Consider the following 26125-nt stretch of genomic DNA (forward strand, 5'->3'; position numbering starts at 1 on the left):
CCATCAGTCCAGCCAGACATAGCCCGCGAGCCGCCCGGTGGTGCGGTCACGGCGATACGAGAAGTGATCGTCCGACTCCAGCGTGCACACCGGCGACTGCGCCCGGTCGCACACCCCGAGCCGGCCGAGCTGCGCGTGCACTCCGGCGCTCACGTCGACCGCGGGTGTGCCCCAGCTCGTCTCGGCGTGCGCCGCCGGCTCGACGGCGGCCACTTCGGCGCGCATCCGCTCCGGCACCTCGTAGCACCGGCCGCAGACGGCCGGCCCGGTGCGGGCGACGATCCGGCCCGGCTCGGCGCCGAGTTCGGCCATGGCCCGTACGGCAGCGGAAACGATCCCCTTGACCATGCCGGGCCGCCCGGCGTGGGCCGCGGCCACGACCCCGGCGACGGGATCGGCCAGCAGCACCGGCACGCAGTCGGCGGTGAGGACGGCAAGGGCGAGTCCCCGGCGGACGGTGACGATCGCGTCGACCTCCGGTACGGGCTTTTCACCCCAGGGCGCGTCCACGACGGCCACGTCGGCGCCGTGCACCTGGTTCATCCAGACGACCTGCCCGGCGTCCAGCCCGAGCGCCTTCGCGGCCAGCTCCCGGTTCTCCCGTACCGCCGCGGGATCGTCGCCGACCGCGCCGCCGAGGTTGAGCTCCTCATACGGAGCGGCGCTCACCCCGCCCCACCGGTCGGTGAAGGCGAAGTGCGCGCCGCTCACGCTCTCGCGCTGTCCTATCACTTCAGGAAGTCCGGGACGTCCAGTTCCTCGGCCGCACTGTCCGAGTAGCTCCGCGACGACGGGACCGGCGGGGCGGCCGGGACGTCGGCCACCGGCTCGGGCGCCGCCTCCGGCTCCTCCTTCGGGGTCACGCTGCCCAGCGAGCCGAAGGACGGGCGGCTCTCGGGCTGCCGGACCGGAGCGGGCTCCTCGCGGCGGGCCGGGGCCGAGGAGGAGGCCGAGCCCAGAACGTTGTCCCGGCGGGCCGGCGGCTGGCCGCCGTCGAAGCCGGCCGCGATCACGGTGACCCGCACCTCGTCGCCGAGGGCGTCGTCGATGACCGCGCCGAAGATGATGTTGGCCTCGGGGTGGGCGGCCTCGCTGACCAGCTGGGCGGCCTCGTTGATCTCGAACAGGCCGAGGTCGGAGCCGCCGGAGATGGAGAGCAGGACGCCCCGGGCGCCGTCGATGGAGGCCTCGAGGAGCGGCGAGGAGATCGCCATCTCGGCGGCGGCCACCGCGCGGTCGTCGCCGCGGGCCGAGCCGATGCCCATCAGGGCCGAACCGGCCTCGGACATGACCGACTTGACGTCGGCGAAGTCGAGGTTGATCAGACCGGGGGTGGTGATGAGGTCGGTGATGCCCTGAACACCGGAGAGCAGGACCTGGTCCGCGGACTTGAAGGCGTCCAGGACCGAGACCTGGCGGTCCGAGATGGACAGCAGCCGGTCGTTCGGGATGACGATGAGGGTGTCGACCTCTTCGCGCAGCTCGGCGATGCCGTCCTCGGCCTGGTTCGCGCGGCGCCGTCCCTCGAAGGTGAACGGGCGCGTGACCACGCCGATGGTGAGGGCGCCCAGCGAGCGCGCGATGTTGGCCACGACGGGAGCGCCGCCGGTGCCGGTGCCGCCGCCTTCACCGGCCGTCACGAAGACCATGTCGGCCCCCTTGAGGACCTCCTCGATCTCCTCGCGGTGGTCCTCGGCGGCCTTGCGGCCGACGGCCGGGTTGGCTCCGGCGCCGAGTCCGCGGGTGAGTTCGCGGCCGACGTCGAGCTTGACGTCGGCGTCGCTCATCAACAGCGCCTGTGCGTCGGTGTTGATGGCGATGAACTCGACGCCCTTGAGACCGACCTCGATCATCCGGTTGATGGCATTGACACCACCGCCGCCGACACCGATGACCTTGATGACTGCGAGGTAGTTCTGCGGTGCTGCCACGTCGAAGGCCTCTCGCCTCGAATTACGTTGTCGCCACCGGGCGGTTCCCCGCACCGGGACGACTGATGCCGAATGGGACGGTCCGAACGCCGACCCGAACCCTAACCCTGAAGTTTAGGGTTACCAGTGTGTCTGTTCCCTGGAGTCTTCTGAACAGGACACTAAGTCGACAAGTGGCGCCCGTTCAACGAACACGCCGAACCTCCCGTTTTTCTTTTCACCCTATGTGATCAGCCGTAGCAGTGCCCAACCAGGGTGCTGGCCTGCGCTGATGTGCGTCAACTCACCGATGACGCAGGGGCGGTGGGGACACTGACGTCGAAGTGCCGCGCACCGGGAGCTGCTTTCATGAGAGCCGTGAGGGCCCGTGCCTTGGCGCCGCCGCTCTCGCCGCTGCCCCATGCCACCGTGCGGCCGTCGCCCAGCTCCACCGAGATGTCGTCGTAGGAACGGACTTGGACCCTCCGGGCGTCCCGGGCGACCGCGGCCGGCAGGTCTCCGGCGACCCGGACCGCCTCGCGCACCAGCCGGCCGGTGCCGAAACGCCGGAAACTGGCGGAACCGGCACCCTTGCGGGATGCGGTCAATTCCAGCGCCGGAACGCCTTTCAGGGCCTGTGAAACCGTGGCGAAACGGACACCTTTCGCGTCGACTTCGACGAAGTTCCCGGCTTTTCGGACAAGTAGCACCGGGGTGCGCTCGACCACTTTCAGGCCGATTCCATGGGGCCAGGAACGGACGACGTCAACGGTGTCAATTCGGGGCAATTTCCGGCGAAGTCGGGCCGCGACGGCGTCCGTGTCGACGGAGATGAGCGGGTCGCCGACCGGCACGGAGGCGGCCTCGCGCACATCGGCCGGGGTCAGGACACGGGTGCCCGAGACCGAGACGCGCTGCACGCGCAGCCACGAAGAGCCGTACAACACCCATACGGAACCCGCCCCGAGGAGCATCAGGGCGACGGCCAGAATGACGATCGTACGAAGGCGGGGTTTCCTCAACCGCCACGCGAGCGGCGGGCCGGACGACTCCTGCTGGCGTTCACCGCGCTCGGCGGTCGTCGGTCCGGCCACGCTCACTGCCCCTTCGTCATACGGTCCTATCGGCGCGAGGCAATCGCCTCGTACACCATGCCGACCAGCAGCTCGTCGGCGTCCCGGCGGCCGAACTCGCTTGCCGCGCGCGACATCTCGTACAGCCGGTGCGGGTCGGCCAGCACGGGCAGGACGTTCTGCTGCACCCACTCGGGGGTGAGCTCCGCGTCGTCGACGAGGAGTCCGCCGCCGGCCTTCACCACCGGCTGGGCGTTCAGCCGCTGTTCGCCGTTGCCGATGGGCAGCGGGACGTAGGCGGCCGGGAGCCCGACGGCGGAGAGTTCGGCGACGGTCATCGCGCCCGCGCGGCAGAGCATCAGGTCGGCCGCGGCGTACGCGAGGTCCATCCGGTCCAGGTAACTTACCGGGATGTAGGGGGGCATCCCCGGCATCTGCTGCACCTGCGGCAGTTCGTTCTTCGGGCCGACCGCGTGCAGGATCTGGATGCCGGCCTGCTGCAGCCAGGGGGCGACCTGCTGGACGACCTCGTTGAGGCGCCGGGCGCCCTGCGAACCACCCGAGACGAGCAGCGTGGGCAGGTTCGGGTCGAGGCCGAACCGGGCGCGGGCCTCGGGGCGGGCGGCGGCGCGGTCCAGGGTCGCGATCGAGCGGCGCAGCGGGATGCCGATGTAGCGGGCGTCGCGCAGCTTGCTGTCCGGGGTGGAAACGGCGACCCGGGCCGCGTAGCGCGAGCCGATCTTGTTGGCCAGGCCGGGCCGCGCGTTGGCCTCGTGGATCACGATGGGCACACCGAGGCGCTTGGCGGCCAGATAGCCGGGCAGGGCGACGTAGCCGCCGAAGCCGACCACGCAGTCGGCCTTGGTGCGCTCCAGGATCTGCTCGGCGGCCTTGATCGTGCCGCGCAGCCGGCCCGGGACGGTGATCAGCTCGGGCGTGGGCTTGCGGGGCAGCGGCACGGCAGGGATCAGCGCCAGCTCGTAGCCGCGCTCCGGGACGAGTCGGGTCTCAAGTCCGCGTTCCGTGCCCAGGGCTGTGATCCCCACGGTCGGATCCTGCCTGCGCAGGGCGTCCGCGAGGGCGAGCGCGGGCTCGATGTGGCCGGCGGTCCCCCCACCAGCGAGTACGACATGCACCGAAATTCACCGCTCTCCGGACGAACGCGCCACCGAGGCACGCCGTCGCATCGTGTTCCATCTCCGAGGCCCCCGATCCATCCTGGCGCCTCCAGCCCGCTTTCTACCAAAGCGAGGTTGCCGCATCGCAAGCGCCGCCCGCGCAGCGGGCTCGTCGCGTGCGAAGGCGATCAGCAGCCCGATGGCGAACATGGTCGGCAGCAGGGCGGACCCTCCGTAGGAGAACAGCGGGAGGGGGACACCGGCGATCGGCAGCAGACCGAGCACCGCACCGATGTTGATCACTGCCTGAGCGGTGATCCAGGTGGTCACGCCTCCCGCGGCGTACCTCACGAAGGGGTCCTCCGTGCACCCGGCCACGCGGATACCCGCATAGCCTAGAGCCGCGAACAGGGCGAGCACCGACAGCGTCCCCGCCAGGCCCAGTTCCTCACCGGTGACGGCGAAGATGAAGTCGGTGTGGGCTTCGGGTAGTTGGCCCCATTTTTCCACACTCGCACCGAGACCTGACCCGAAGAGTCCGCCGGAGGCGAGGGCGTAGATCCCGTGCACGGCCTGCCAGCAGTCGGCGACCCCGGACTTCGGCTCGGTGGCGCCGATGCAGGCGAGCCGGGCCATCCGGTTGGGGCTGGTCTTGATCAGGACCACACCGATCAGACCGGCGACCGAGAGGACGCCGGCGAACAGCCGGGTCGGCGCCCCCGCGAGCCACAGCAGACCGAACAGGATCGCCGTGAGAATGATCGCGGTGCCCATGTCGCCGCCGAGCATGATCAGGCCCAGCAGCATGAAGGCGACCGGCACCAGCGGCACCAGCATGTGCTTCCACTGGGTCAGCAGCTTCTTCTCCTGCTTGCGGGCGAGCAGGTCCGCGCCCCACAGCACCATGGCGAGCTTGCCGAACTCACTGGGCTGGATCTGGAAGGAGCCGCCGAGGGAGATCCAGTTCTGGTTGCCGTTGACCGCCATCCCTATCCCCGGCACCTGCACCAGGGCCATCAGGAAGACGGCACCGGCGAGGATCGGGTAGGCGAGTGCGCGGTGCAGCTTCACCGGCATGCGGGAGGCGGCGAAAAGCAGCACACTGCCGATGAGCGCGGCCAGGAACTGCTTGCGGAAGAAGTACGACCCCGGCAGCGACAGCTGCAGCGCGGTGATCTGGGAGGCCGAGTAGACCATCACCAGGCCCAGCACGGTGATCAGCAGGCTGCCGCCGAGGATCAGGTAGTAGGCGGTCAGCGGCCGGTCCCAGGCCTTGCGCGCGCGCGTGTAGAGCCGCAGGAAGGGGTTGTCGCCCGACGGCCGGGGGGCAGCGGGCCTTCTGGCGGCGCGCTGGACCGGAGGACGGCCTGTACGGCTACTGGACATCACCGGCTCCTCGCACCCGCCGACCAAACCCGAGCCACATCCGCCTCACGCGTCCCTCCAAGGGTCCCGAAGCACCCCAGGTGGCCGAGACCCGCCGTCAGGCGCCCGCGCCGAGTTCGCGGACGGCCTCCGCGAACGCGTCACCGCGCTGGTTGTAGTTGGTGAACATGTCCATGGAGGCACAGGCCGGGGCCAGCAGCACCGTGTCGCCGGGCTGCGCGAGCCGCTTCGCCTCCGTCACCGCCTGGAGCATCGCCCCAGTGTCGGCCCGTTCGAGGTCGACGACGGGTACTTCCGGGGCGTGTCGCGCGAGGGCCTCGCGGATCAGGGCACGATCCGCGCCGATCAGGACGGCACCGCGAAGTCGCTTTGCCGACTTGGCGACCAGCTCGTCGAAGGTCGCCCCCTTCGCCAGACCGCCCGCAATCCATACGATCGACTCATATGCCGCCAAAGAGGCTTCAGCGGCATGGGTGTTGGTCGCCTTGGAGTCGTCCACGTACGCCACTTCGTCGATGTCGGCGACGTGTGCGATGCGGTGGGCGTCCGGCCGGAAGGCCCTGAGACCGTCGCGTACGGCCGTGGCGGGCACCCCGAAGGCGCGCGCGAGGCCCGCGGCGGCAAGGGCGTTGGCGATGTTGTGCGGGGCCGGCGGGTTGACGTCGGAGACCTCGGCCAGCTCCTGCGCGTTCTTGTGGCGGTTCTCCACGAAGGCGCGGTCGATCAGGATGCCGTCCACGACGCCGAGTTGGGAGGGTCCCGGGGTGCCGAGGGTGAAGCCGATGGCGCGGCAGCCCTCCTCCACGTCCGCCTCGCGCACCAGGTCCTCGGTGAGCTTGTCGGCCACGTTGTAGACGCAGGCGACCCGGTTGCCTTCGTAGATGCGGCCCTTGTCGGCGGCGTAGGCCTCCATGGAACCGTGCCAGTCGAGGTGGTCCGGGGCGAGGTTCAGGACGACGGCGGAGTGGGCGCGCAGGGAGGGCGCCCAGTGGAGCTGGTAGCTGGACAGTTCGACGGCCAGGACGTCGTAGCGCTCCTCGCCGAGGACCGCGTCCAGCAGGGAGACGCCGATGTTACCGACGGCGGCCGTGCGCAGGCCTGCGGCCTCCAGGATCGACGCCAGCATCTGGACGGTGGTGGTCTTGCCGTTGGTGCCGGTCACGGCCAGCCAGGGGGCCGCGTCGGGGCCCCGCAGGCGCCAGGCCAGCTCGACGTCGCCCCAGACGGGCACGCCCGCCCGCTCGGCCGCGAGGAACAGCGGCTTGTCCGGCTTCCAGCCGGGCGCGGTGACGATCAGCTCGGTGCCCTCGGGCAGGGTCGCCCCGTCACCGAGGCGCACGGTGACACCGAGCGCCTCCAGCTCCGCGGCCTGCTCACGCGCGCGTGCGTCGTCACCGTCGTTGACGACCGTGACGATCGCCCCGCGCGCGTGCAGCACTTTCGCCGCCGGAACGCCGGAGACGCCGAGCCCGGCGACGGTGACGTGCTTGCCCTGGAAGTCAGAAGGCTCAGAAGGCACCGAGGAGGTCACTTGTCCGCTGCCCATCCCGCATAGAAGAGGCCAAGTCCGACAATCACACAGATTCCCTGAATGATCCAGAAGCGGACCACCACCAGGACCTCGGACCAGCCCTTGAGTTCGAAGTGGTGCTGGAGTGGCGCCATCCGGAAGACGCGCCTGCCGGTGAGCCGGAAGGAGCCGACCTGGATGACGACCGACATGGTGATGAGGACGAACAGGCCACCCATGATGGCCACCAGCAGCTCCGTGCGGGAGAGGATGGCCAGGCCCGTCAGGACACCGCCGAGCGCGAGCGAACCGGTGTCGCCCATGAAGATCTTCGCCGGCGAGGTGTTCCACCACAGGAAGCCCAGGCAGGCGCCCATCAGGGCGGAGGCGACCACGGCGAGGTCCAGCGGGTCGCGCACCTCGTAGCAGGCGGCCGGGTTGGTCAGGGTCCCCGCGTTGGCGCAGGACTCCTGGAACTGCCACACACCGATGAACGTGTAGGCGCCGAAGACGAGGACGGAGGCGCCGGTGGCGAGGCCGTCCAGACCGTCGGTGAGGTTCACGCCGTTCGACATCGCCAGGATCATGAACAGCGCCCAGACGACGAACAGCACCGGGCCGATGGACCAGCCGAAGTCCGTGATGAACGACAGCTTGGTGGACGCCGGGGTGTTGCCCCGGGCGTCGGCGAACATCAGCGACAGCACCGCGAAGCCGATGCCGACGATCAGCTGGCCGGCCATCTTGGCCTTGGCCCGCAGACCCAGCGAGCGCCGCTTGACGATCTTGATGTAGTCGTCCAGGAAGCCGACCAGACCCATGCCGAACATCAGGCCGAGCACCAGCAGGCCGGAGTAGGTGGGCGGGTAGCCGGTGATGAGCTTGCTCAGGAAGTAGGCGGCGATCGTCGCCAGGATGAAGGCGATGCCACCCATGGTGGGCGTACCGCGCTTGCTGGCGTGCTCACGCGGGCCGTCGTCACGGATGTACTGGCCGTACCCCTTGCGGGCCAGCAGCTTGATCAGCAGCGGGGTCCCGATCAGGGTCAGGAAGAGGCCGATGACTCCCGAGAACAGGATCTGCTTCATCATCGGGCGGCAACCTCACCCTCGGCACCCGTCTCGACGAGCGCCTGGGCGACGCTTTCGAGCCCCACCGAACGGGACGCCTTCACGAGTACGACGTCCCCTGGGCGCAACTCGCTGCGCAACAGGTCGACCGCCGCCTGTGCGTCGGACACGTGCACCGACTCCTCACCCCACGAACCCTCGTTATATGCGCCCAGTTGCAGCCAGGAGGCCTCAATCCCCCCGACCGCGACGAGCTTGCTGACGTTGAGCCGGACGGCGAGCCGTCCGACGGCGTCGTGCTCGGCGAGCGCCTCGTCCCCCAGCTCGGCCATCTTGCCGAGCACCGCCCACGTGCGGCGCCCCTTGCCCATGGCCGCGAGCGCCCTGAGGGCTGCCCGCATGGACTCGGGGTTGGCGTTGTAGGCGTCGTTGACGATGGTCACGCCGTCCGGGCGCTCGGTGACCTCCATCCGCCAGCGGGAGAGGGAGCCCGCCTCGGAGAGCGCGGTGGCGATCTCTTCCGCGGACAGACCCAGCTCATGGGCGACGGCGGCCGCGGCGAGCGCGTTCGACACGTGGTGCTCACCGTACAGGCGCATGGTCACATCGCTTGCACCGGAGGGTGTGTGAAGCCTGAAGGCGGGCTGTCCGCTGTCCGTGAGTCGCACGTTCTCGGCGCGTACGTCCGCTTCGGCCGACTCTCCGAAAAGGACCACCTTCGCCTTGGTACGGGAGGCCATGGCACGTACCAACGGGTCGTCGGCGTTGAGGATCGCGGCCCCGTCCTCGGGCAGCGCCTCCACCAGCTCGCCCTTGGCCTGCGCGATCTGCTCACGGCCGCCGAACTCGCCGATGTGGGCGGTGCCGACGTTGAGCACCAGGCCGATCTTCGGCGGGGTGAGGCCGGCGAGGTAGCGGATGTGGCCGATGCCGCGCGCGCCCATCTCCAGGACGAGGAACCGGGTGTCCTCGGTCGCGGACAGGGCGGTCAGCGGCAGCCCGATCTCGTTGTTGAGCGAGCCAGGCGTGAACACGGTCGGCGCCTTGCTCTGGAGCACCTGGGCGATGAGGTCCTTGGTGCTGGTCTTGCCGGCCGAGCCGGTCAGGGCGACGAGGGTCGCGCCGAGCCGTTGCACGACGTGGCGGGCGAGGGCGCCGAGGGCGGTCTGGACGTCGTCCACGACGATCGCGGGCACGCCGACGGGACGCGACGCCAGTACGGCGACCGCGCCCGCCTCCACGACGGCCTGCGCGAAGTCGTGGCCGTCCACGCGCTCGCCGACGAACGCGGCGAACAGGGTGCCGGGCACCACCTCGCGGGAGTCCCGGACGACCGGTCCGGTGACCTGGACGGACGGATCCGGTATGTCGTGCGTCTGCCCGCCGACGACTGCTGCGATCTCGGCGAGGGAGAGGGCGATCACAAGTTCATCCCTGGGTCTTCTGGATAGCTTCGCGAAGCACCTGGCGGTCGTCGAAGGGACGGACCACGCCGGCGATGTCCTGGCCCTGCTCGTGGCCCTTACCCGCGACCAGCACGGTGTCGCCGGGCTGTGCGCGGCCCACGGCGGCCTCGATCGCGGCGGCCCGGTCCTCGAACAGGAGCACCTCGCCGCGCTGGTGCGCGGGCACGGAGGCTGCGCCCTGGAGCATGGTCGCGAGGATCGCGAGCGAGTCCTCGGAGCGGGGGTTGTCGGAGGTCAGCACGGCCGTGTCGGAGAGCCGGGCCACGGCGGCGCCCATCGGGGCGCGCTTGGTCTGGTCACGGTCGCCGCCGCAGCCGAGAACGACGTGCAGCCGGCCCTTGGTGACCTTGCGCAGCGCCTTGAGCACCGATTCGACCGCGTCGGTCTTGTGCGCGTAGTCGACGACGGCGAGGTAGGGCTGTCCGGCGTCCACCCGCTCCAGGCGGCCGGGGACACCCGGTACGGCGGCTACGCCGTCGGCGGCGACCTGCGGGTCGAGGCCGGCCACGGCGAGGGCGACGATGGCGGCGAGGGTGTTCGCCACGTTGAAGGGGCCCGGCAGCGGCGACTTGGCGTGGATGCGCTCGCCCTCGGGGCCGACGACGGTGAACGTCGAGTCCATGGGGCCGACCTGGACGTCCTGGGCGCGCCAGTCGGCGTCGGGGTGGCCCTCGGCGGAGAAGGTGACGACCGGGACGGTCGCCTCCTTCGCGAGCCGGCGGCCGTACTCGTCGTCGGCGTTGATCACACCGAGTTTGCTGCGTTTCGGCGTGAAAAGCTGTGCTTTGGCCCGGAAGTAGTCCTCCATGTCGGAGTGGAACTCCATGTGTTCCGGGCTGAGGTTGTTGAACACGGCGATGTCGAAGACACAGCCGTCGACCCGGCCGAGGACCAGGGCGTGGCTGGAGACCTCCATGGCGACCGCCTCGACGCCGCGTTCGCGCATGACCGCGAACAGGGCCTGCAGGTCGGTGGCTTCGGGGGTGGTGCGCTCGGACTTGATGCGCTCGTCGCCGATGCGCATCTCGACGGTCCCGATGAGCCCGGTCTCGCGGGTGGTCCTGAGACCGCCCTCGACCAGGTAGGCGGTGGTGGTCTTGCCCGAGGTGCCGGTGATGCCGATCTGGAGCAGGTCACGGCCGGGGCGGCCGTAGATCGTCGCCGCCAGTTCGCCCATCCGCCCGCGCGGGTCCTCCACGACCAGGACCGGCAGTCCGGTCGCCGCGGCGCGCCCGGCGCCCGTCGGGTCGGTCAGCACGGCGACCGCGCCGAGGCCGGCGGCCTGGGTCACGAAGTCGGCGCCGTGCAGGCGGGCGCCCGGAAGGGCGGCGTACACGTCGCCGGGGCGGACGGCGCGCGAGTCATGGGTGATCCCCGTGACCTCGGCGGCGCTGTCCGGAGCGGCGGCACCCAGCTGATCGGCCAGTTCCGCGAGGGGTGTGGCGGAGACCTGAACCGGTCGCGGCGGTCCCGGATATGTCACGGAAGCGCCCTTCTGGGTGATGTGGGACTGATCAGCGTGTGGCACGGCGGTGAGCGTACCGGGCGCACCCGCTCCGGAGCGAAGTGAGGGCTCTGCGGCGCCTTGGTTCCCGGAATCGGGGGTGATCGTTCTCACGGGCTCGTTCCTGGTGGTGTTCCGGTGGTGCGGGGTGGGGCTGATCAGGGCTTGTAGTCGACGGGCAGGTTCGCCGGCTTCGCCCCGGTAGGCGGGATCTGGAGGGTCTTCAGGGCGAACTCCATCACCTGCTTGTAGATGGGTCCGCAGATCTGGCCGCCGAAGTAGTTGCCGGACGTGGCGTTCTGGATGGCGCAGTACACGGTGATCCGCGGGTTGTCCGCGGGTGCGAATCCGGCGAACGACGAGGTGTAGCCGCGGTAACGGCCGGTGGCCGGGTCCACGCGGTTGGCCGTACCCGTCTTGCCCGCGACCCGGTAGCCGGGAATACGGGCCTTGGCACCGGTGCCCTGCTCGTCGTCCACCACGGACTCCAGCATCCGGGCGAGTGTCCTGGCCGTCTTCTCGCTGACCACGCGCGATTTCCTGGGCTGCGTTGCGGGCGTGAAGCGGCCGTCGGCGCCCTCTGTGCCGCGCACGAGGGTCGGCTCGACGCGGACACCGCCGTTGGCGATCGTCGAGTACACGGATGCGGCCTGCATGGCGCTCAGGGAGAAGCCCTGGCCGAAGGGAATCGTGTACTGCTGCGACGTCGACCACTTGCCGACGGGCGCGAGGATGCCCCTGGTCTCGCCGGGGAAGCCGAGCCCGGTGGCGCCGCCGATGCCGAACTTGCGCAGGTACGAGTAGAGGACCTTGTTGGCCTCCGGCTGGGTCTTGCCGAGCTGGCCGGTGGCGAGGATGGTGCCGATGTTGCTGGACTTGGCGAGCACGCCGTTGAGCGTGAGGTACCAGGTCTTGTGGTCGATGTCGTCCTGGAAGAGGCGGTCGCCGCGGTGCAGCCGGTTCGGTACGACGACATGGGTGAGCGGGGTGGCCGCGTTCTGCTCCAGCACCGCCGCCATCGACATCACCTTGGCGGTGGAGCCGGGCTCGTAGGCGTCCTGGACGGCCGCGTTGCCCATGGCCGCCCCGTCGGCCTTCGACAGGTCGTTCGGGTCGAAGCCGGGCGAGTTGGCCATGGCCAGGATCTGGCCGGTGCGGGTGTCCTGGACGATGACGTAGCCGCGGTCCGCCTTGGACTTCTTGACCTGCTCGGTGATGGCGTTCTGGGCGGCCCACTGAATGTCGCGGTCGATGGTGAGCTCGACGTCGCTGCCGGGCACGGCGGGCGTCTCCGTCGAGCCCGCGGTGGGCACCTCGCGGCCACCGGACTGGGCGTAGCGGATCTTGCCGGCCTTGCCGGACAGCTGCTTGTTCAGCTCCTGCTCGATGCCGCCGCCCCCCTGGCCCTCGGCGTTGACCCAGCCCAGTATCCCGGCGGCGAGCTCGCCGTTGGGGTACACGCGCTGGCTGCTGGGGTCGGCGAAGACGCCGGCGAGCACGTTGGCCGAGCTGTTGTCGGTCCTGGCCTTCTGGGCGAGCGCGCTCTTCAGGTCCTTGATCTGCTTCCAGACCTGCGGGGTCTGCCGGGTGGCGAGCCGCGTGTAGCGCGACAGCTTGTTCGTGGGCCTGAGCTTCTTGACGATCGTGGCCTGGTCCTGGCCGAGGATCGGCGCGAGCAGTGCGGCGGCCTGCTCGGGCCCGTCGCCGGTCTTGAGCTGCTCGGCGGTGAACATCGTCGGGTCGGCCGTGATGTCGTACGCGTCCTCGCTGATGGCGAGGGCCACTCCGTTGCGGTCGGTGATCTGGCCGCGCTCGGCGGCCAGGGTGTGCACGACGTACCGGTTCAGTTCGGCCTTGGCGGCGTACGCGTCGGCGTCGACGGCCTGGACCTGGAGCAGCCGTACGACGAAGGCCAGCAGCACCAGGGTGAGCGCGAGGCCGACCATACGCAGCCGGGGACGGGGGCTGCCGAGCCGGAGGGCGGGCGGGGGCATGGGCCGGGCCCCGCCCGGCCGGCGGGCCGGGCGGGCACCGGGCCCGGGCTGCCGCCGTACGGCGCCCCGCGGCCGGGGCGGCTTCGCGGGGCCGGGCACGCGGCGGCGCTGCGCTTCCCTGTCGGACACTTCCGTCACCTGCCGGGGGTCGGGGTGGGCGCGGACTGGAGGGCGGCGGGCGGTGGCGGCACCGCCCCGGCCGGGGCGGCCGCCGGGGCCGGGGCCGAGGGGGCGGAGGTCGCGGGCGGCGCCGGTGCGACCGGGGGGAGCGAGGGGGGCGCGGCGCCCGAGGGCGGCACGGAGGCGCCCGGGGCCGTGAGGACGGTCTCCGGGGCGACCGGCTGAGCGAAGGTGGCCGGCTCGGGGACGGCCGCGTTCGGTACGCCCTTCACCTTGCCGTCGGAGCCGAGGAAGGCCGGGTCACCGCCGGGGACCATGCCGAGTTCGCGGGCACGGCGCTGGAGGGCGTCGGGCGACGAGTAGGCGTCGATGTCCCGCTGCAGGGCCTGTTCCTCGTCGGTGAGGCCCTTCGTCTGCTTCTGCAGGTCGTCGAGTTTGAACGAGCCCTCGCTGAGGGCGGAGTTGAGCACCAGCAGCCCGATGAGACCGCCGCCCAGCAGCAGGACGACGAGGAGGACGAACGGGGCGCGGGCCGCGCGGGCGCGGCCGGCCGGGAAGAGCCGGGCGAGCCGGGCGGCCCTCCCCCTCAGTTCGGGTTTCCTACTCACTGGGCCTCCGGTGGCTCCGGCGCGCCGACGGGTGAGTTCGGAAACCCAACCGACCCGATTCGCTCACTCGGCGTCCTCCCTGATGCGCTCGGCGCCCCGCAGCCGGGCCGGGGCGGCCCTGCGGTTCTCGGCGACCTCTTCCTCGGTGGGAAGTTCGGCACCGCGCGTGAGCAGCTTGAGCCGCGGCTGGTAGCGCTCGGGCACGACCGGCAGCCCGGGCGGCGCGGTGGACGCGGCGCCGGCCGCGAACACCTGCTTCACCAGCCGGTCCTCGAGCGAGTGGTACGACAGCACGGCGATGCGTCCGCCGACGCCGAGAGCCTTCACCGCGCCCGGGATCGCCCGCTCCAGCACGGACAGCTCGCCGTTGACCTCGATGCGCAGCGCCTGGAAGGTGCGCTTGGCCGGGTTGCCCCCGGTGCGCTTGGCGGCCTGCGGCAGCGCGTCCCGGATCAGCTCGACGAGCCGCGCGCTGTTGCTGAACGGCTCCTTCTCGCGCTCGCGGACGATCGCGGAGACGATCCGCTTGGCCTGTTTCTCCTCGCCGTACGCGCGCAGGATCCGGACCAGCTCGCCCGCCGGATAGGTGTTGAGGACCTCGGCGGCGCTGATGCCGGTCGTCTGGTCCATGCGCATGTCGAGGGGGGCGTCCTGGGCGTAGGCGAAGCCGCGGTCGGCCTCGTCCAGCTGCATGGAGGAGACGCCGAGGTCGAACAGGACGCCCTGCACACGCGGGATGCGCAGCCGGTCCAGTACGTCAGGCAGCTCGTCGTAGACCGCGTGCACCAGGGTGGCCCGGTCACCGAAGGGCGCGAGCCGCTCGCCGGACAGGCGCAGCGCCTCCTTGTCCCGGTCGAGGGCGACGAGCCGCACCTCGGGGAACTGCGTCAGCAGGGCCTCGCTGTGGCCGCCGAGGCCGAGGGTGCAGTCGACGACCACCGCTCCCGGCCGCTCCAGGGCGGGCGCCAGCAGATCCAGGCACCGCTGGAGCATCACCGGGACGTGTCGACTCTGGCTCAAGGGGGCCTCTCAGTTCCGGCGGGCCGTACGCACCGCCGGGTCCCCGCCCGCTCCGTGAAGGGGAGGCCTGCCGGCGCCGGAAGCGTCAGCCGACCGGGAGCGGGAGGAGGCCGAGCCGTACGTACGCGCCGCGCACGTGGGGAGACGGTCCGGGTGTGGGCCGGGGTCTCCGGGGATTTCACCAGCAGGGAGAGCCGCCCCTCCCGCTTCGCGTCACTTTAGTCCACCGTGTCTCGCGGTCAATCAACCGGCCTGCGCGTCGCGTACTGCACCTCGGGCGGAGTGGCAATTCGAAAAGATTCACCCGTCCGGCCCACGTTTGCCCTCCGTGTGGGTTACCTCACAACAAGCCACGATGACGTTCTTTGTCCGCTCTCACAGCGGGCCGGGACCGGGGGTGACCAGTAACGTCGTGGCTATGACGACTTCCGCAGCAGTTCCCACTGGATCCGAAGACGCCATAACCACCGGTGGCACCGTGACGGACCGCCTGGTGGAGGCCAACGAGCACTACGCCGAGGCCTTCACCGACCCCGGCATGGACGCCCGTCCGGTCCTGCACGTGGCCGTGGTGGCCTGTATGGACGCCCGGCTCGACCTGCACGCCGCCCTCGGCCTGCAGCTCGGCGACTGTCACACGATCCGCAACGCGGGCGGCGTGGTCACCGACGACGTGATCCGCTCCCTGACCATCAGCCAGCGCAAGCTCGGCACCCGCAGCATCGTCCTGATCCACCACACCGGCTGCGGCCTGGAGGCCCTCACCGAGGACTTCCGCACCGAGCTGGAGATGGAGGTCGGCCAGCGTCCGGCGTGGGCGGTGGAGTCCTTCCGGGACGTCGACCAGGACGTGCGTCAGTCGATGCAGCGGGTGCGCACCTCGCCGTTCCTGCTGCACGCCGACGACGTGCGCGGCTTCGTCTTCGACGTGCGCACCGGCCTGCTGCGCGAGGTCGACCCGGCCTGAGCGGGGGCCGTCGACCCACCCCGAACACCCTCGCGCCGGGAAAACATTCCCCCGCACGGCATCGAAAACAGTGGTCGAAAAGGCCGTAAGGCCGACATCGTGCGGGCAGTTGTCCACAGGCGAGTGACACGAATCGGTAACGGCAGCAAGAATGCGGGGTGTGGGCGTCGCGTGGAACCTTTTCCGCGCGGTGTCCGTGTTTTCGGGGTGGGCCGGTTTCGCATCGCAGAGCGTCGGCCCGAGTAAGAACGGGCCGAGGAGGGCCGGGTGACGACCTATGACGATCGAGCGAGCCTCACTGATCTGACCGCCACTGTGGAGCGTGTCCGCAGTTCGGTGGAGGGTGTGATCGAGGGCAAGCCCGAGGTCGTACGGCTTTCGCTGACCGTACTGCTCGCCGAGGGACACCTGTTGATCGAGGATGTCCCCGGCGTGGGCAAGACCATGCTCGCCAAGGCACTGGCGCGGTCCATCGACTGCTCCGTGCGGCGCATCCAGTTCACCCCCGACCTGCTGCCCTCGGACATCACCGGTGTGTCCATCTGGGACCAGCAGCGGCGGGACTTCGAGTTCAAGCCGGGCGCCATCTTCGCGCAGATCGTGATCGGCGACGAGATCAACCGCGCCTCGCCCAAGACCCAGTCGGCGCTGCTGGAGTCCATGGAGGAGCGCCAGGTCACCATCGACGGGCACAGCTACGAACTGCCCAGTCCCTTCATGGTGGTGGCCACGCAGAACCCGGTGGAGATGGAGGGCACCTATCCGCTGCCCGAGGCGCAGCGCGACCGCTTCATGGCCCGGGTCTCCGTCGGCTACCCGAGCATCGAGGCCGAGCTGCAGATGCTGGACGTGCACGGCGGGGTCTCCCCGCTGGAGGACCTCCAGCCGGTGGCGCACGCGCACGAGATCGTGAAGCTGATCGAGGCGGTGCGCGGGGTGCACGTCTCCGAGGCGGTGCGGCGGTACGCGGTGGAGCTGGTCGCGGCCACCCGCACGCACCCCGATCTCAGACTCGGCGCCTCCCCGCGCGCGACGCTGCATCTGCTGCGCGCGGCGAAGGCGTCCGCCGCCCTCAGCGGCCGGGAGTACGCGCTGCCGGACGACGTCCAGGCACTCGCCGTCGCCGTCCTCGCCCACCGGCTGCTGCCCACCGCCCAGGCCCAGCTCAACCGCCGGACGTCCGAACAGGTGGTGCTGGAGATCCTGCAGCACACCCCGGTGCCCGCGGCGCCGCAGCAGCAGAGCGGCTTCGGAGGTCTCGGCCGGGGTGTCCCGGCCTATCCGCAGCAGCCCCCCCGGAGTCTGTGATGAGCGCCGGGGGGACGGGGCAGGCGGAGCCAGACCGCGGGGAGGCGGGCGGGGTCCGGACGGCCCTGGCGGGGCTCACCACGCGCGGACGTTCCTTCCTGGCCGCCGGGATCGCGGCCTCGATCTGCGCGTACGTGCTGGGCCAGGAGGATCTGCTGCGGGTCGGCCTGCTGCTGGCCGTGCTGCCCCTGCTCTGCGCGACCGTGCTCTACCGCACGCGCTACCGGGTGGCCGGCAGCCGCCGGCTCTCCCCCGCGCGCGTGCCCGCGGGCAGCGAGGCCCGGGTGCACCTGCGGGTGGACAACGTCTCCCGGCTGCCCACGGGCCTGCTGATGCTCCAGGACCGGGTGCCCTACGTGCTCGGGCCCCGGCCGCGCTTCGTGCTGGACCGGGTGGAACCGGGCGGCCGCCGCGAGGTGTCCTACCGGGTCCGCTCGGACCTGCGCGGCCGCTATCCGCTGGGTCCGCTGCAGCTGCGGCTGACCGACCCGTTCGGGATGTGCGAACTCACCCGCGCCTTCTCGACGTTCGACTCGCTCACCGTCATACCGCGCGTGGAGCCGCTGTCGCCGGTCCGGTTCAGCGGTGAGGCCAAGGGGTACGGCGACGGGCGGCAGCGCTCGCTGGCCCTCGCGGGCGAGGACGACGTGATCCCGCGCGGGTACCGCTACGGCGACGACCTGCGCCGGGTGCACTGGCGCTCCACCGCGCGCTACGGCGAGCTGATGGTGCGCCGCGAGGAGCAGCCGCGCCGCTCGCGCTGCACGGTCCTGCTGGACACCCGGGGCATCGGCTACGAGGGTGCGGGCCCCGACTCGGCCTTCGAGTGGGCCGTCTCGGGCACCGCTTCGGTCCTGGTGCACATGCTCGAACGGGGCTTCACGGTCCGCCTGCTGACGGAGAACGGCAGCTCGGTGCCCGGCGAGGGCGCGGACGGGTTCGCGGGCGCCGGGCAGGACTCCGCGGACGCGGCCGGGCTGATGATGGACACCCTCGCGGTGATCGACCACTCCGACGGCACGAACCTGTCCCGGGCGTACGACGGGCTGCGCGGCGGGAACGAGGGGCTGCTGGTCGCCTTCCTGGGCGATCTCGACGAGGAACAGGCCGCGGTGGTCGCGAAGATGCGCCAACGCAGCGGCGGTGCGGTCGCGTTCGTGCTGGACCCGGACACCTGGGTGCGGGAGGCCACGGACGTACGGGGCCCGGGCGGCCGGCCGGACGAGCGGCTGCGCATGCTGCGCGAGGCGGGCTGGACGGCGCTGAGCGTGCCGCGCGGCGCCTCGCTGAACGATCTGTGGCGGCAGGCCGACCGGGAACGCTCGGGCCTGACCGCGGTGAGCGGGGAGGCACTGTGATGAGCGGGCGGGCACGACTTGCCCTCTGTGCCGCCGCGGCGACGCTGATGGCCGCGTGCGCACTGCTGCCCCTGGTCGACCAGCCCACGTGGCTGTTCCAGACCGTGCTGATGGTCGCCGTGCAGACCGGAGTGGGCGCGGCCGCCAGGCGGGTGCCGCTGGCGCGGCCGCTGACCGTGGCGGCGCAGGTCCTGGTCACGCTGATGATGCTGACCCTGGTCTTCGCCCGGCAGCAGGCGCTCGGCGGGCTGGTCCCCGGTCCGGAGGCCTTCCGGCACTTCGGCGACCTGCTCCAGCAGGGCTCCGACGACGTCAGCCGGTACGCGATACCGGCACCGCTGACCGACGGCATCAACCTGATGCTGATCGGCGGTGTCCTGGTGATCGGCCTGCTGGTGGACACCCTCGCGGTGACCTTCCGCAGCGCTGCCCCGGCCGGACTGCCGCTGCTCGCGCTGTACTCGGTGGCCGCGGGGCTGTCCGGCGGCGGCACCGACTGGCTGTGGTTCCTGGTCGCGGCGGCCGGCTATCTGATGCTGCTGCTCAGCGAGGGCCGGGAGCGGCTGGCCCAGTGGGGCCGGGTCTTCGGCGCCGCGGCCCGCGCCCCGGGCGACCCGGAGACCGGCGCGGTGGCCCCGGTGCGCTCCGGACGCCGGATCGGGGCGGTCGCCCTCGGTGTCGCCCTGGTGGTGCCGCTGGCCCTGCCCGCGATGCAGGGCGGCCTGCTGGACGGAGCCGGAGCGGGCGTCGGCCCGGGCAACGGGAACGGGGGCACGATCTCCGCGGTCAACCCCCTCGTGTCACTGCGCGACAGCCTGAACGTGGAGAACGACCGCCAGGTGCTCTCCCTGAAGACCAGTGCCGGCGATCTCTCGGACATGTACCTGCGGATCGTCTCGCTGGACGACTTCGACGGCACCACCTGGAAGCCGTCCCAACGGCACATCGTCGGCGTGCCCGACGTCCTCCCCACACCCGTCGGCCTGGGCACGGACGTCAAGCGCACCACCGTGAAGACGACGATCACGGCGGCGGACTGGTACGCGCAGGACTGGCTGCCGATGCCGTACCCGCCGAGCGGCGTGCGGGTCAGCGGCAACTGGCGGTACGAGCCCGTCGGCATGACGCTCGTCGGTGACCACGGCCAGAACACGCGGGGCGAGACCTACCGGGTGGACAGCCTGGACGTGCAGCCGACCGCCGAGCAGCTGGCCGCGGCCAAGCAGCCGCCGGCGGCGCTGCGGCGTGAGTACACCAAGGTGCCGTCCAGGCTGCCGAAGGTGGTGGCCAGGACCGCCGAGGAGATCACCGCGGGCTCGGCGAGCCACTACGAGGAGGCGGTCAAGCTCCAGGACTACTTCGCGGTGTCCGGCGGCTTCCAGTACGACACCCAGGTGGAGGTCGGCCGCGGCCCCGACGCGATCGCGACCTTCCTGAAGAAGAAGCAGGGCTTCTGCGTCCACTTCTCCTTCACGATGGCGGCGATGGCCCGCACGCTCGGCATCCCCGCCCGGGTCGCGGTGGGCTTCGCGCCCGGCACCCCGCAGGCGGACGGCACGGTCTCGGTGAGTCTGAAGGACGCGCACGCCTGGCCCGAGCTGTACTTCGAGGGCGTGGGCTGGACCCGCTTCGAGCCGACCCCGACCCGGGGCACCGTGCCGTCGTACACCCTGTCGAAGACGCCCGGCAGCTCCGAGCCGGACGAGGCCCTGCCGTCCCACGGGGCGTCGGCGGCGCCCTCGGTGTCGGCCTCGCCGAGCGAGGACTGCACGGCCCAGCTGCGGGGGCTCGATCCGTGCGGCAGCCCGTCCGCGGCGGTGGCCCTGGACAGCGGTGGCGGCGATTCGGGGCGCTGGCTGTGGTACGTGCTGATCGGGCTCGGCGGCTTGGTGGTGCTGGCGATCCCGCTGGCGCCCATGCTGTGGCGGGCGCGCGTGCGCTCCGTACGGCTCGGCGCGCACGCGCGGACCGAACAGGGCGCGGCGGCACACACGCTGGCGGCCTGGCACGAGCTGGTCGACAGCGCCTGGGACGTGGGCATCCTGCCGGACGAGTCGCAGACCCCGCGCAAGGCCGCGGCCCGGATCGTGCGGCTGGGAGATCTCGACCCGGCGGCCGGGGCCGCCGTGCACCGGGTGGCGGACGCACTGGAGCAGGTGCTGTACGCGCCCCGGCCGCGCCCGGTGGCGGGCCTGGCCGAGGACGCGCGCCGGGTGATCGCCGGCCTGAACGGCGGCGTGAGCGCTGGGACGCGGCTGCGGGCACGGTTCGCGCCGCGGTCGGCGGTGCGGGTGCTGTGGGCGGTGTCGGCCCGGTGGTCGGCGCTCAGGGCGCGTGCGGTGGCGGCCCGGCCGACGCTGCGCAGGCCCTCGGGGCAGCAGGGCTGAGACAGGAGAACGCGTGAGGGGTGACCACCGGCTGGTGGTCACCCCTCACGGATGTCTGCTGTGGTGTGCGCGAACCGGCGAACGGCTAGTGGCCCTGCTGCTCGTCCCTGCGGCGCTGCCAGCGCTGCTCGATCCGGTCCATCATGGAACGCTTCTGCCGTACCTGGCGGCGCGGGGCGGCCGCGGGCTGCTCACCCGGCTTGGGTGCCTTCCGCCAGCCTGTGACCGCGAGTACGGCACATCCCAGCATGACGAGGAAGCCCACCACGCTGACCCAGATCTGCTGTGCGACCATTCCGGCCATGAGGAGCGCGATACCCACGAGGAAGCCCACGACCGCCTGGTAGACCCGCCGCCGGGTGTACGTCCGCAGCCCACTTCCCTCAAGCGCCGACGCGAACTTGGGATCTTCGGCGTACAGCGCTCGCTCCATCTGCTCGAGCATGCGCTGCTCGTGCTCCGAGAGCGGCACGGAGTCCTCCTCATCGTGCAGTCGCCGGGGCGACCCGGGGGGTCCCTTCAGGATAGGCAGGGAATCGCCCCCGTGAAACCCGCCCCTCTACGCCAATAGGCCAACCGGAATCCGCCATGGCCGTCCCGGCTCGCTGAGGCTTCCATTCCCCGGCGGCCGAGCCGTCATGCCGGACGGTATACCTCGATCATACGGCGCAAACCGCTCGATCGGGGGTCTTGTGGCGTACTCCATCTGCCGCCAAGTCCCTGATCAGCGCCGGGTCCCGGAACGCCGCTCAGGTCCCCGCCGCCCCCCGCGTCTCACCGAGCACATGAAGCTGGGTGGCGACGGAGTGGAAGGCGGGCAGCTCGGCCGCCGCGGCCTCCAGCTTGAGCAGGGCGTCGAGGGCGCCGGGCTCGGTGTCCACGAGGACGCCGGGCACCAGGTCGGCGAAGACCCGCACGCCGTGCACCGCACCGACGCTCAGGCCCGCACCCTCGACCAGCGCGGTGAGCTGTTCCGCGGTGAAGCGGCGCGGCATCGGGTCGCCGGCGCCCCAGCGGCCCTCCGGGTTCTCCAGGGCCTGCTTGGCCTCCGTGAAGTGACCGGCGAGGGCCCGGGCGAGGACGGCACCGCCGAGACCGGCGGCGAGCACGCTGAGGACGCCCTCGGGGCGCAGCGCGGCGACCGCGTTGCGCAGGCCCTCGGCGGGGTCGTCGACGTACTCCAGGACGCCGTGGCACAGCACGGCGTCGTAGCCACCGCGCTCGACCACCTCGAACAGGCCGAGGGCATCGCCCTGGACACCCTTGACCCGGTCGGCGACACCGGCCTCGGCGGCTCGGCGCTCCAGTGCGAACAGCGCGTTCGGGCTGGGGTCGACGACGGTGACACGGTGACCGAGACGGGCGAGGGGCACGGCGAAGTTGCCGCTGCCGCCTCCGGTGTCGAGCACGTCCAGCGAGTCCCGCCCCGTGGCCTTGATCCGGCGGTCGAGGGCGTCCTGGAGGACCTCCCAGACCACGGCGGTACGGAGAGAGGCGCGGGGTCGGGAGGAGCCGGAGCGCAGCGACGTCGTGTGAGGGTGGTCGGGGGAGACGGGCGGGCGCATCGGGTCCGACACGGCAGTTGACTCCTCGGCAAGGCGGAAGGCTTCAGGCGGACTCCACCCTATTGCCTCCGTCGCCGTACCTGGTCACCGCGGAGGTGCACTGCCGTGTCCGTTCCGGCCGGTGGACCGCCGCCGGTCAGCCCGCGTCCGGGAGACCGCCGTGCGGGCCCGGGCCGCCGCGCTCGTCGGTGTCCTGCCGGGGCTGGGGCAGGACGGGCTGGAGCACCAGCATCCGCTCGACGATGCGGAGGAACATCGCCGCGTCGCGTATCAGGTCGTCGGCGTCCCGCTGTCCGGCCGCGCCCCGGATACCCGCCTCGGCGCGGGCCCGGCGGGCGGCGCCGGAGGCGAAGAGCGCGCTCCACTCGGTCAGTTCGGGGGCGATCTCGGGGAGCACCTCCCAGGCGCTGCGGATCCGGGCCCGGCGGCGCGGGGAGGTCTCGGGCCGGGCCCGGGCGGCGAGCACGGCGGCGGCGGTGCGCAGCGCGGCGAGGTGGGCCGTCGCATAGCGCTCGTTGGGGGTTTCCAGGGCGGCGGCCTCCTCGAGGCCGGACCTGGCCAGCGTCAGCAGGTCGAGGGCGGCGGGCGGGGCCGTGGCCCGGCGGAGCACGGGGTGCACATCGCTCGCCGGGCCGGTCAGTGAGGGGGCAGGGCCGGTGGCGCGGCGCCGGTGGGCGGCTGCGGACGAGTTGGCCATGACGAACCTCCTGTCGTCTGGGTGACGGCACAGGTGCCGTATGTGCCCATCGTGCGATATGGCACTGACAATCCGTTCTGGCCTGGGCTTTTGCTTCGATCGTAGGTTCGGGCGTATTTTTGCACTGACCAGTCAGTTCAAAATGATGCAAGCAGGCAGGGGGGCTTGTGGACGGCGTGGACGTCACAGCCGAGGGCCTAGGGCTCAAGGGGCCGCGGGGGTGGGCCTTCCGGGACATCACCTTCGACGCGAAGCCCGGTTCGCTGATCGCGATCGAGGGACCGTCCGGCTCCGGCCGTACGTGCCTCCTGCTCGCGCTCACGGGACGGATGAAGGCCACCGCGGGCACGGCCACCGTGGGCGGGTCCGGCATCCCGCGGCACCTGGCGGCCGTGCGCCGCGTCACCGCCGTGGCCAACGTGGCCGGTGTCACCGACCTGGAACCGGCCCTGACCGTCGGGGAGCACCTGCGGGAACGGGCCCTGCTGCAGCGCAGGTTCGGCGACTCGCCGCGCCTGCTGCTGCGCCGCCGGGCGGACCGGGCCCGTACGGCGCAGCAGCGCGTCGAAGCGGCCCTGGCCGCCGCCGGACTCGACCTCGACGCACTCCCCAAGGGCCCCCGCACGGCCGTACGCGATCTGGAGCGGCTCGAGGAGCTGCGCCTGTCCGTCGCGCTGGCTCTGCTCGGCCGGCCCGGGCTGCTCGGTGTGGACGACGTCGAGACGAAGCTCTCGGACGCCGAGCGCGCCGAGGTCTGGGACCTGCTGCGGTCCCTCGCGCGCGCGGGCACCACGGTCGTGGCGGTGTGCCGCACCGCCCCCGAGGACTGCGTCGTCGTCCCCACCCTGCGCGGCGAGGACAGGAGCGCCCTGCGCGGCGAGGACGAGAGCGGCCGGAGCGAAGCCGAGAGCGACGACAACAGCGCGAAGAACGAGACGAAGGAGGAGGCCGATGCGCTCGCCCAGGCTGGCCGCGCTTGAGCTGAGGCGCTTCGGACGCGGGAAGCTGCCGCGCGCCGCCCTGGTCGCGCTGCTCGTGCTGCCCCTGCTCTACGGCGCCCTGTACCTGTGGTCCTTCTGGGACCCGTACGGCCGTCTGGACCGCATCCCGGTGGCCCTGGTGAACGACGACAAGGGTGCCACGACGGGCGGGAAGAAGATCACGGCCGGCGACGACATCATGGCCGGGCTCCGCGACAGCAAGACCTTCGCGTGGCACGAGGTGAGCGACGCCGAGGCCCGCAGGGGCGTCGAGGACGGCACCTACTACCTGTCGCTGACGATGCCGGCCGACTTCAGTGACCGGATCGCCTCCAGCTCGGGGGACTCCCCGGAGACGGGCGCGCTGCGGGTGCGCACGAACGACGCGAACAACTACATCGTCGGCCAGATCTCCCGGACGGTCTTCAACGAGGTCCGCAGGGCCGCATCCACCCATGCGTCCCGGACCTTCCTGGACAAGATCTTCATCTCCTTCTCCGGCATCCACGACAAGACCGTGACGGCGGCCGAGGGCGCCGACCGGCTCAAGGGGGGCCTCGGGAAGGCGGAGAAGGGATCCAAGGATCTCGCCGACGGCCTGAAGGACGCCAAGGGCGGCAGCGGCAGGCTCTCCAAGGGCCTGACGAAGCTCACCCAGGGCTCGAGCGACCTGGAGAACGGCTCGCAGCGGGTCGCGGACGGCACCCAGACCCTCGCCGACAACGTCAACGGCGTCTACCGCAAGGCCGGACCGTTCCTGAAGGACAACGAGAAGACCATCGGGGACACCGCTCGGCTGGTCGCCGACTCGGCCGAGGCGGTCCGCCGCAACCTCGACGACCTGGTGAAGCTCGCGCCGGGCGCCGCACGGACGGCCCACGCGTCCGCGGCCGTCCTGGACGAGGTCTACCAGGCGCGCTGCGCGAGCGCGGCGATCCCCGACCCCGTCTGCCCCGACCTGAAGAAGGCCAGGCAGGCGGCGGCCGACGTGGCCACCGTCGCCGACGACCTCAACACCCTGATCGCCGACCAGAACGGCGACCTGAAGACGCTGCGGACCAACCTCACCAAGCTCCAGACGCAGGCCGAGGCCCTGGCCGAGCGCGCGCCGCACCTCTACGAGGACGTGAACGACGCCGTCACGAAGATCAACAAGCTGAACGGCGGCGCGGCCGAGGTCGCCGCCGGCGCCAAGAAGCTCCATGCCGGACTGGGTACCGCCGGCACCGGCGCGGTGAAGCTCGACCAGGGCATCGGGACGGCCGAGTCGGGCGCCCAGACCCTGAGCGGCGGCATGTACAAGCTGGTCGACGGCTCCGGAAAGCTCGCCGGCGGTCTGCACGACGGCGCGAAGAAGATCCCCGACTACGACAAGCAGGACCGCGACCAGCACACCGGCGTGATGGCCGACCCGGTCCAGCTCGCCACCCACGACCTGCACAAGGCGCCCAACTACGGCACCGGCTTCGCCCCTTACTTCATCCCCCTGTCCCTGTGGGTGGGCGCGATGGTGGCGTACATGCTGATCCCGCCGCTCAACCGGCGTGCCCTGGCGGCCGGTTCGCCGGCCTGGCGGATCGCGCTGGCCGGCTGGCTGCCGGTGGCCGCGGTGGGCGTGCTGCAGACGGCGGCCCTGATGTCCGTGCTGCACTGGGCGATCGGCCTGCAGATGGCGCGGGCGGCCGGCACGGTCGGCTTCCTGTTCCTGGTGACGGCGTGTTTCGCCGCGATCGTGCAGTGGCTCAACGCCCGCTTCGGTGCGGCCGGCCGGATCCTCGTGCTGGCCCTGCTGATGCTCCAGCTGACCTCGGCGGGCGGCACCTACCCGGTGCAGACCAGTCCGGGCTTCTTCAACGCCCTCCACCCGTTCCTGCCGATGAGCTACATCGTGGCGGCCCTGCGCCGGCTGATCACGGGCGGCGGGCTCGGCCCGGTGTGGCTGGCGTGCGGGGTACTGGCCGCGTTCACCGCGGGCGCCCTGGCCCTGACCGCGCTCGCGGCCCGGCGCCGCCAGGTGTGGACGCTGGACCGGCTGCACCCGGAGCTGAGCCTGTGATCGCCAAGACGCCCCTGCAGGCGCGCTT

21 protein-coding genes are annotated in these 26125 nt (G+C 71.6%); 6 read left to right on the forward strand and 15 right to left on the reverse strand.

Annotated features, from left to right (window positions below; all coding sequences use genetic code 11):
• Window positions 1-3 precede the first annotated feature (3 nt).
• The 12 genes from pgeF to rsmH form a co-directional block, all read right to left on the reverse strand.
• Window positions 4-732 (reverse strand): peptidoglycan editing factor PgeF, encoded by a 729-nt coding sequence (pgeF, locus tag FB157_RS01815; RefSeq protein ID WP_145875221.1) that lies wholly within the window; start codon window positions 730-732, stop codon window positions 4-6.
• The gene (gene ftsZ / locus FB157_RS01820) at window positions 729-1931 is read right to left on the reverse strand and encodes a cell division protein FtsZ (protein WP_145875222.1); all 1203 of its coding nucleotides are present in this window, start codon (window positions 1929-1931) and stop codon (window positions 729-731) included. The genes pgeF and ftsZ overlap by 4 nt, the downstream gene beginning before the upstream one ends.
• A gap of 278 nt (window positions 1932-2209) precedes the next feature.
• Window positions 2210-3004: a cell division protein FtsQ/DivIB gene (locus FB157_RS01825; protein WP_145875224.1), complete on the reverse strand. Its 795-nt coding sequence runs from the start codon at window positions 3002-3004 to the stop codon at window positions 2210-2212.
• A 26-nt stretch (window positions 3005-3030) separates the two neighbouring features.
• Window positions 3031-4119 carry an undecaprenyldiphospho-muramoylpentapeptide beta-N-acetylglucosaminyltransferase gene (gene murG / locus FB157_RS01830; protein WP_145875226.1) on the reverse strand — a complete coding sequence of 363 codons (1089 nt, stop codon included), beginning with the start codon at window positions 4117-4119 and terminating at the stop codon, window positions 3031-3033.
• A 6-nt stretch (window positions 4120-4125) separates the two neighbouring features.
• Window positions 4126-5487: a putative lipid II flippase FtsW gene (ftsW, locus tag FB157_RS01835; RefSeq protein WP_145875228.1), complete on the reverse strand. Its 1362-nt coding sequence runs from the start codon at window positions 5485-5487 to the stop codon at window positions 4126-4128.
• A 97-nt stretch (window positions 5488-5584) separates the two neighbouring features.
• A complete protein-coding gene (murD, locus tag FB157_RS01840) occupies window positions 5585-7033 on the reverse strand; it encodes a UDP-N-acetylmuramoyl-L-alanine--D-glutamate ligase (protein ID WP_186581280.1) in 1449 nt (482 codons plus the stop codon).
• Window positions 7015-8088: a phospho-N-acetylmuramoyl-pentapeptide-transferase gene (gene mraY / locus FB157_RS01845; protein WP_186581281.1), complete on the reverse strand. Its 1074-nt coding sequence runs from the start codon at window positions 8086-8088 to the stop codon at window positions 7015-7017. The genes murD and mraY overlap by 19 nt, the downstream gene beginning before the upstream one ends.
• On the reverse strand, window positions 8085-9491 hold the full coding sequence (murF, locus tag FB157_RS01850; RefSeq protein ID WP_145875229.1) for a UDP-N-acetylmuramoyl-tripeptide--D-alanyl-D-alanine ligase: 1407 nt from the start codon (window positions 9489-9491) through the stop codon (window positions 8085-8087). Before murF ends, mraY begins: the two co-directional genes overlap by 4 nt.
• A 4-nt stretch (window positions 9492-9495) precedes the next feature.
• Entirely contained in the window at window positions 9496-11151 is a 1656-nt protein-coding gene (locus FB157_RS01855; RefSeq protein ID WP_398946001.1) for a UDP-N-acetylmuramoyl-L-alanyl-D-glutamate--2,6-diaminopimelate ligase, read from the reverse strand.
• Window positions 11152-11195: 44 nt separating this feature from the next.
• Entirely contained in the window at window positions 11196-13160 is a 1965-nt protein-coding gene (locus tag FB157_RS01860) for a penicillin-binding transpeptidase domain-containing protein (RefSeq protein ID WP_315903803.1), read from the reverse strand.
• Between the two features lie 5 nt (window positions 13161-13165).
• Window positions 13166-13759: a septum formation initiator family protein gene (locus tag FB157_RS01865; protein ID WP_145875234.1), complete on the reverse strand. Its 594-nt coding sequence runs from the start codon at window positions 13757-13759 to the stop codon at window positions 13166-13168.
• Window positions 13760-13822: 63 nt separating this feature from the next.
• On the reverse strand, window positions 13823-14779 hold the full coding sequence (gene rsmH / locus FB157_RS01870; RefSeq protein ID WP_145875236.1) for a 16S rRNA (cytosine(1402)-N(4))-methyltransferase RsmH: 957 nt from the start codon (window positions 14777-14779) through the stop codon (window positions 13823-13825).
• Window positions 14780-15134: 355 nt separating this feature from the next.
• Between rsmH and FB157_RS01875 the strand changes: the two genes are divergently transcribed.
• The 4 genes from FB157_RS01875 to FB157_RS01890 all read left to right on the forward strand — a co-directional run bounded on the left by FB157_RS01875 (window position 15135) and on the right by FB157_RS01890 (window position 20799).
• Entirely contained in the window at window positions 15135-15746 is a 612-nt protein-coding gene (locus FB157_RS01875) for a carbonic anhydrase (RefSeq protein WP_145875238.1), read from the forward strand.
• Window positions 15747-16013: 267 nt separating this feature from the next.
• Window positions 16014-17054: a MoxR family ATPase gene (locus FB157_RS01880; RefSeq protein ID WP_145875240.1), complete on the forward strand. Its 1041-nt coding sequence runs from the start codon at window positions 16014-16016 to the stop codon at window positions 17052-17054.
• Window positions 17054-18412: a DUF58 domain-containing protein gene (locus FB157_RS01885; RefSeq protein WP_145875242.1), complete on the forward strand. Its 1359-nt coding sequence runs from the start codon at window positions 17054-17056 to the stop codon at window positions 18410-18412. Before FB157_RS01880 ends, FB157_RS01885 begins: the two co-directional genes overlap by 1 nt.
• On the forward strand, window positions 18412-20799 hold the full coding sequence (locus FB157_RS01890) for a DUF3488 and transglutaminase-like domain-containing protein (protein WP_145875244.1): 2388 nt from the start codon (window positions 18412-18414) through the stop codon (window positions 20797-20799). The genes FB157_RS01885 and FB157_RS01890 overlap by 1 nt, the downstream gene beginning before the upstream one ends.
• An 85-nt stretch (window positions 20800-20884) precedes the next feature.
• Here FB157_RS01890 and FB157_RS01895 read toward each other — a convergent pair whose 3' ends face one another.
• From FB157_RS01895 to FB157_RS01905, 3 genes are all read right to left on the reverse strand, one after another.
• Window positions 20885-21271, reverse strand: coding sequence for a DUF3040 domain-containing protein (locus FB157_RS01895; RefSeq protein WP_145875246.1), 387 nt, complete (start codon window positions 21269-21271; stop codon window positions 20885-20887).
• Window positions 21272-21548: 277 nt separating this feature from the next.
• Window positions 21549-22376, reverse strand: coding sequence for a bifunctional 2-polyprenyl-6-hydroxyphenol methylase/3-demethylubiquinol 3-O-methyltransferase UbiG (locus tag FB157_RS01900; RefSeq protein ID WP_186581282.1), 828 nt, complete (start codon window positions 22374-22376; stop codon window positions 21549-21551).
• Window positions 22377-22500: 124 nt separating this feature from the next.
• Window positions 22501-23061, reverse strand: coding sequence for an SAV_6107 family HEPN domain-containing protein (locus tag FB157_RS01905; protein ID WP_145875248.1), 561 nt, complete (start codon window positions 23059-23061; stop codon window positions 22501-22503).
• A 167-nt stretch (window positions 23062-23228) separates the two neighbouring features.
• On the opposite strand from FB157_RS01905, the gene FB157_RS01910 reads away from it, so the two are divergent.
• Entirely contained in the window at window positions 23229-24041 is an 813-nt protein-coding gene (locus FB157_RS01910; RefSeq protein ID WP_145875249.1) for an ATP-binding cassette domain-containing protein, read from the forward strand.
• The gene (locus FB157_RS01915) at window positions 24013-26097 is read left to right on the forward strand and encodes a YhgE/Pip family protein (RefSeq protein WP_145875251.1); all 2085 of its coding nucleotides are present in this window, start codon (window positions 24013-24015) and stop codon (window positions 26095-26097) included. Before FB157_RS01910 ends, FB157_RS01915 begins: the two co-directional genes overlap by 29 nt.
• Window positions 26098-26125 lie beyond the last annotated feature (28 nt).

This window comes from Streptomyces sp. BK340 (genome assembly GCF_007827595.1).
Classification (GTDB): domain Bacteria; phylum Actinomycetota; class Actinomycetes; order Streptomycetales; family Streptomycetaceae; genus Streptomyces.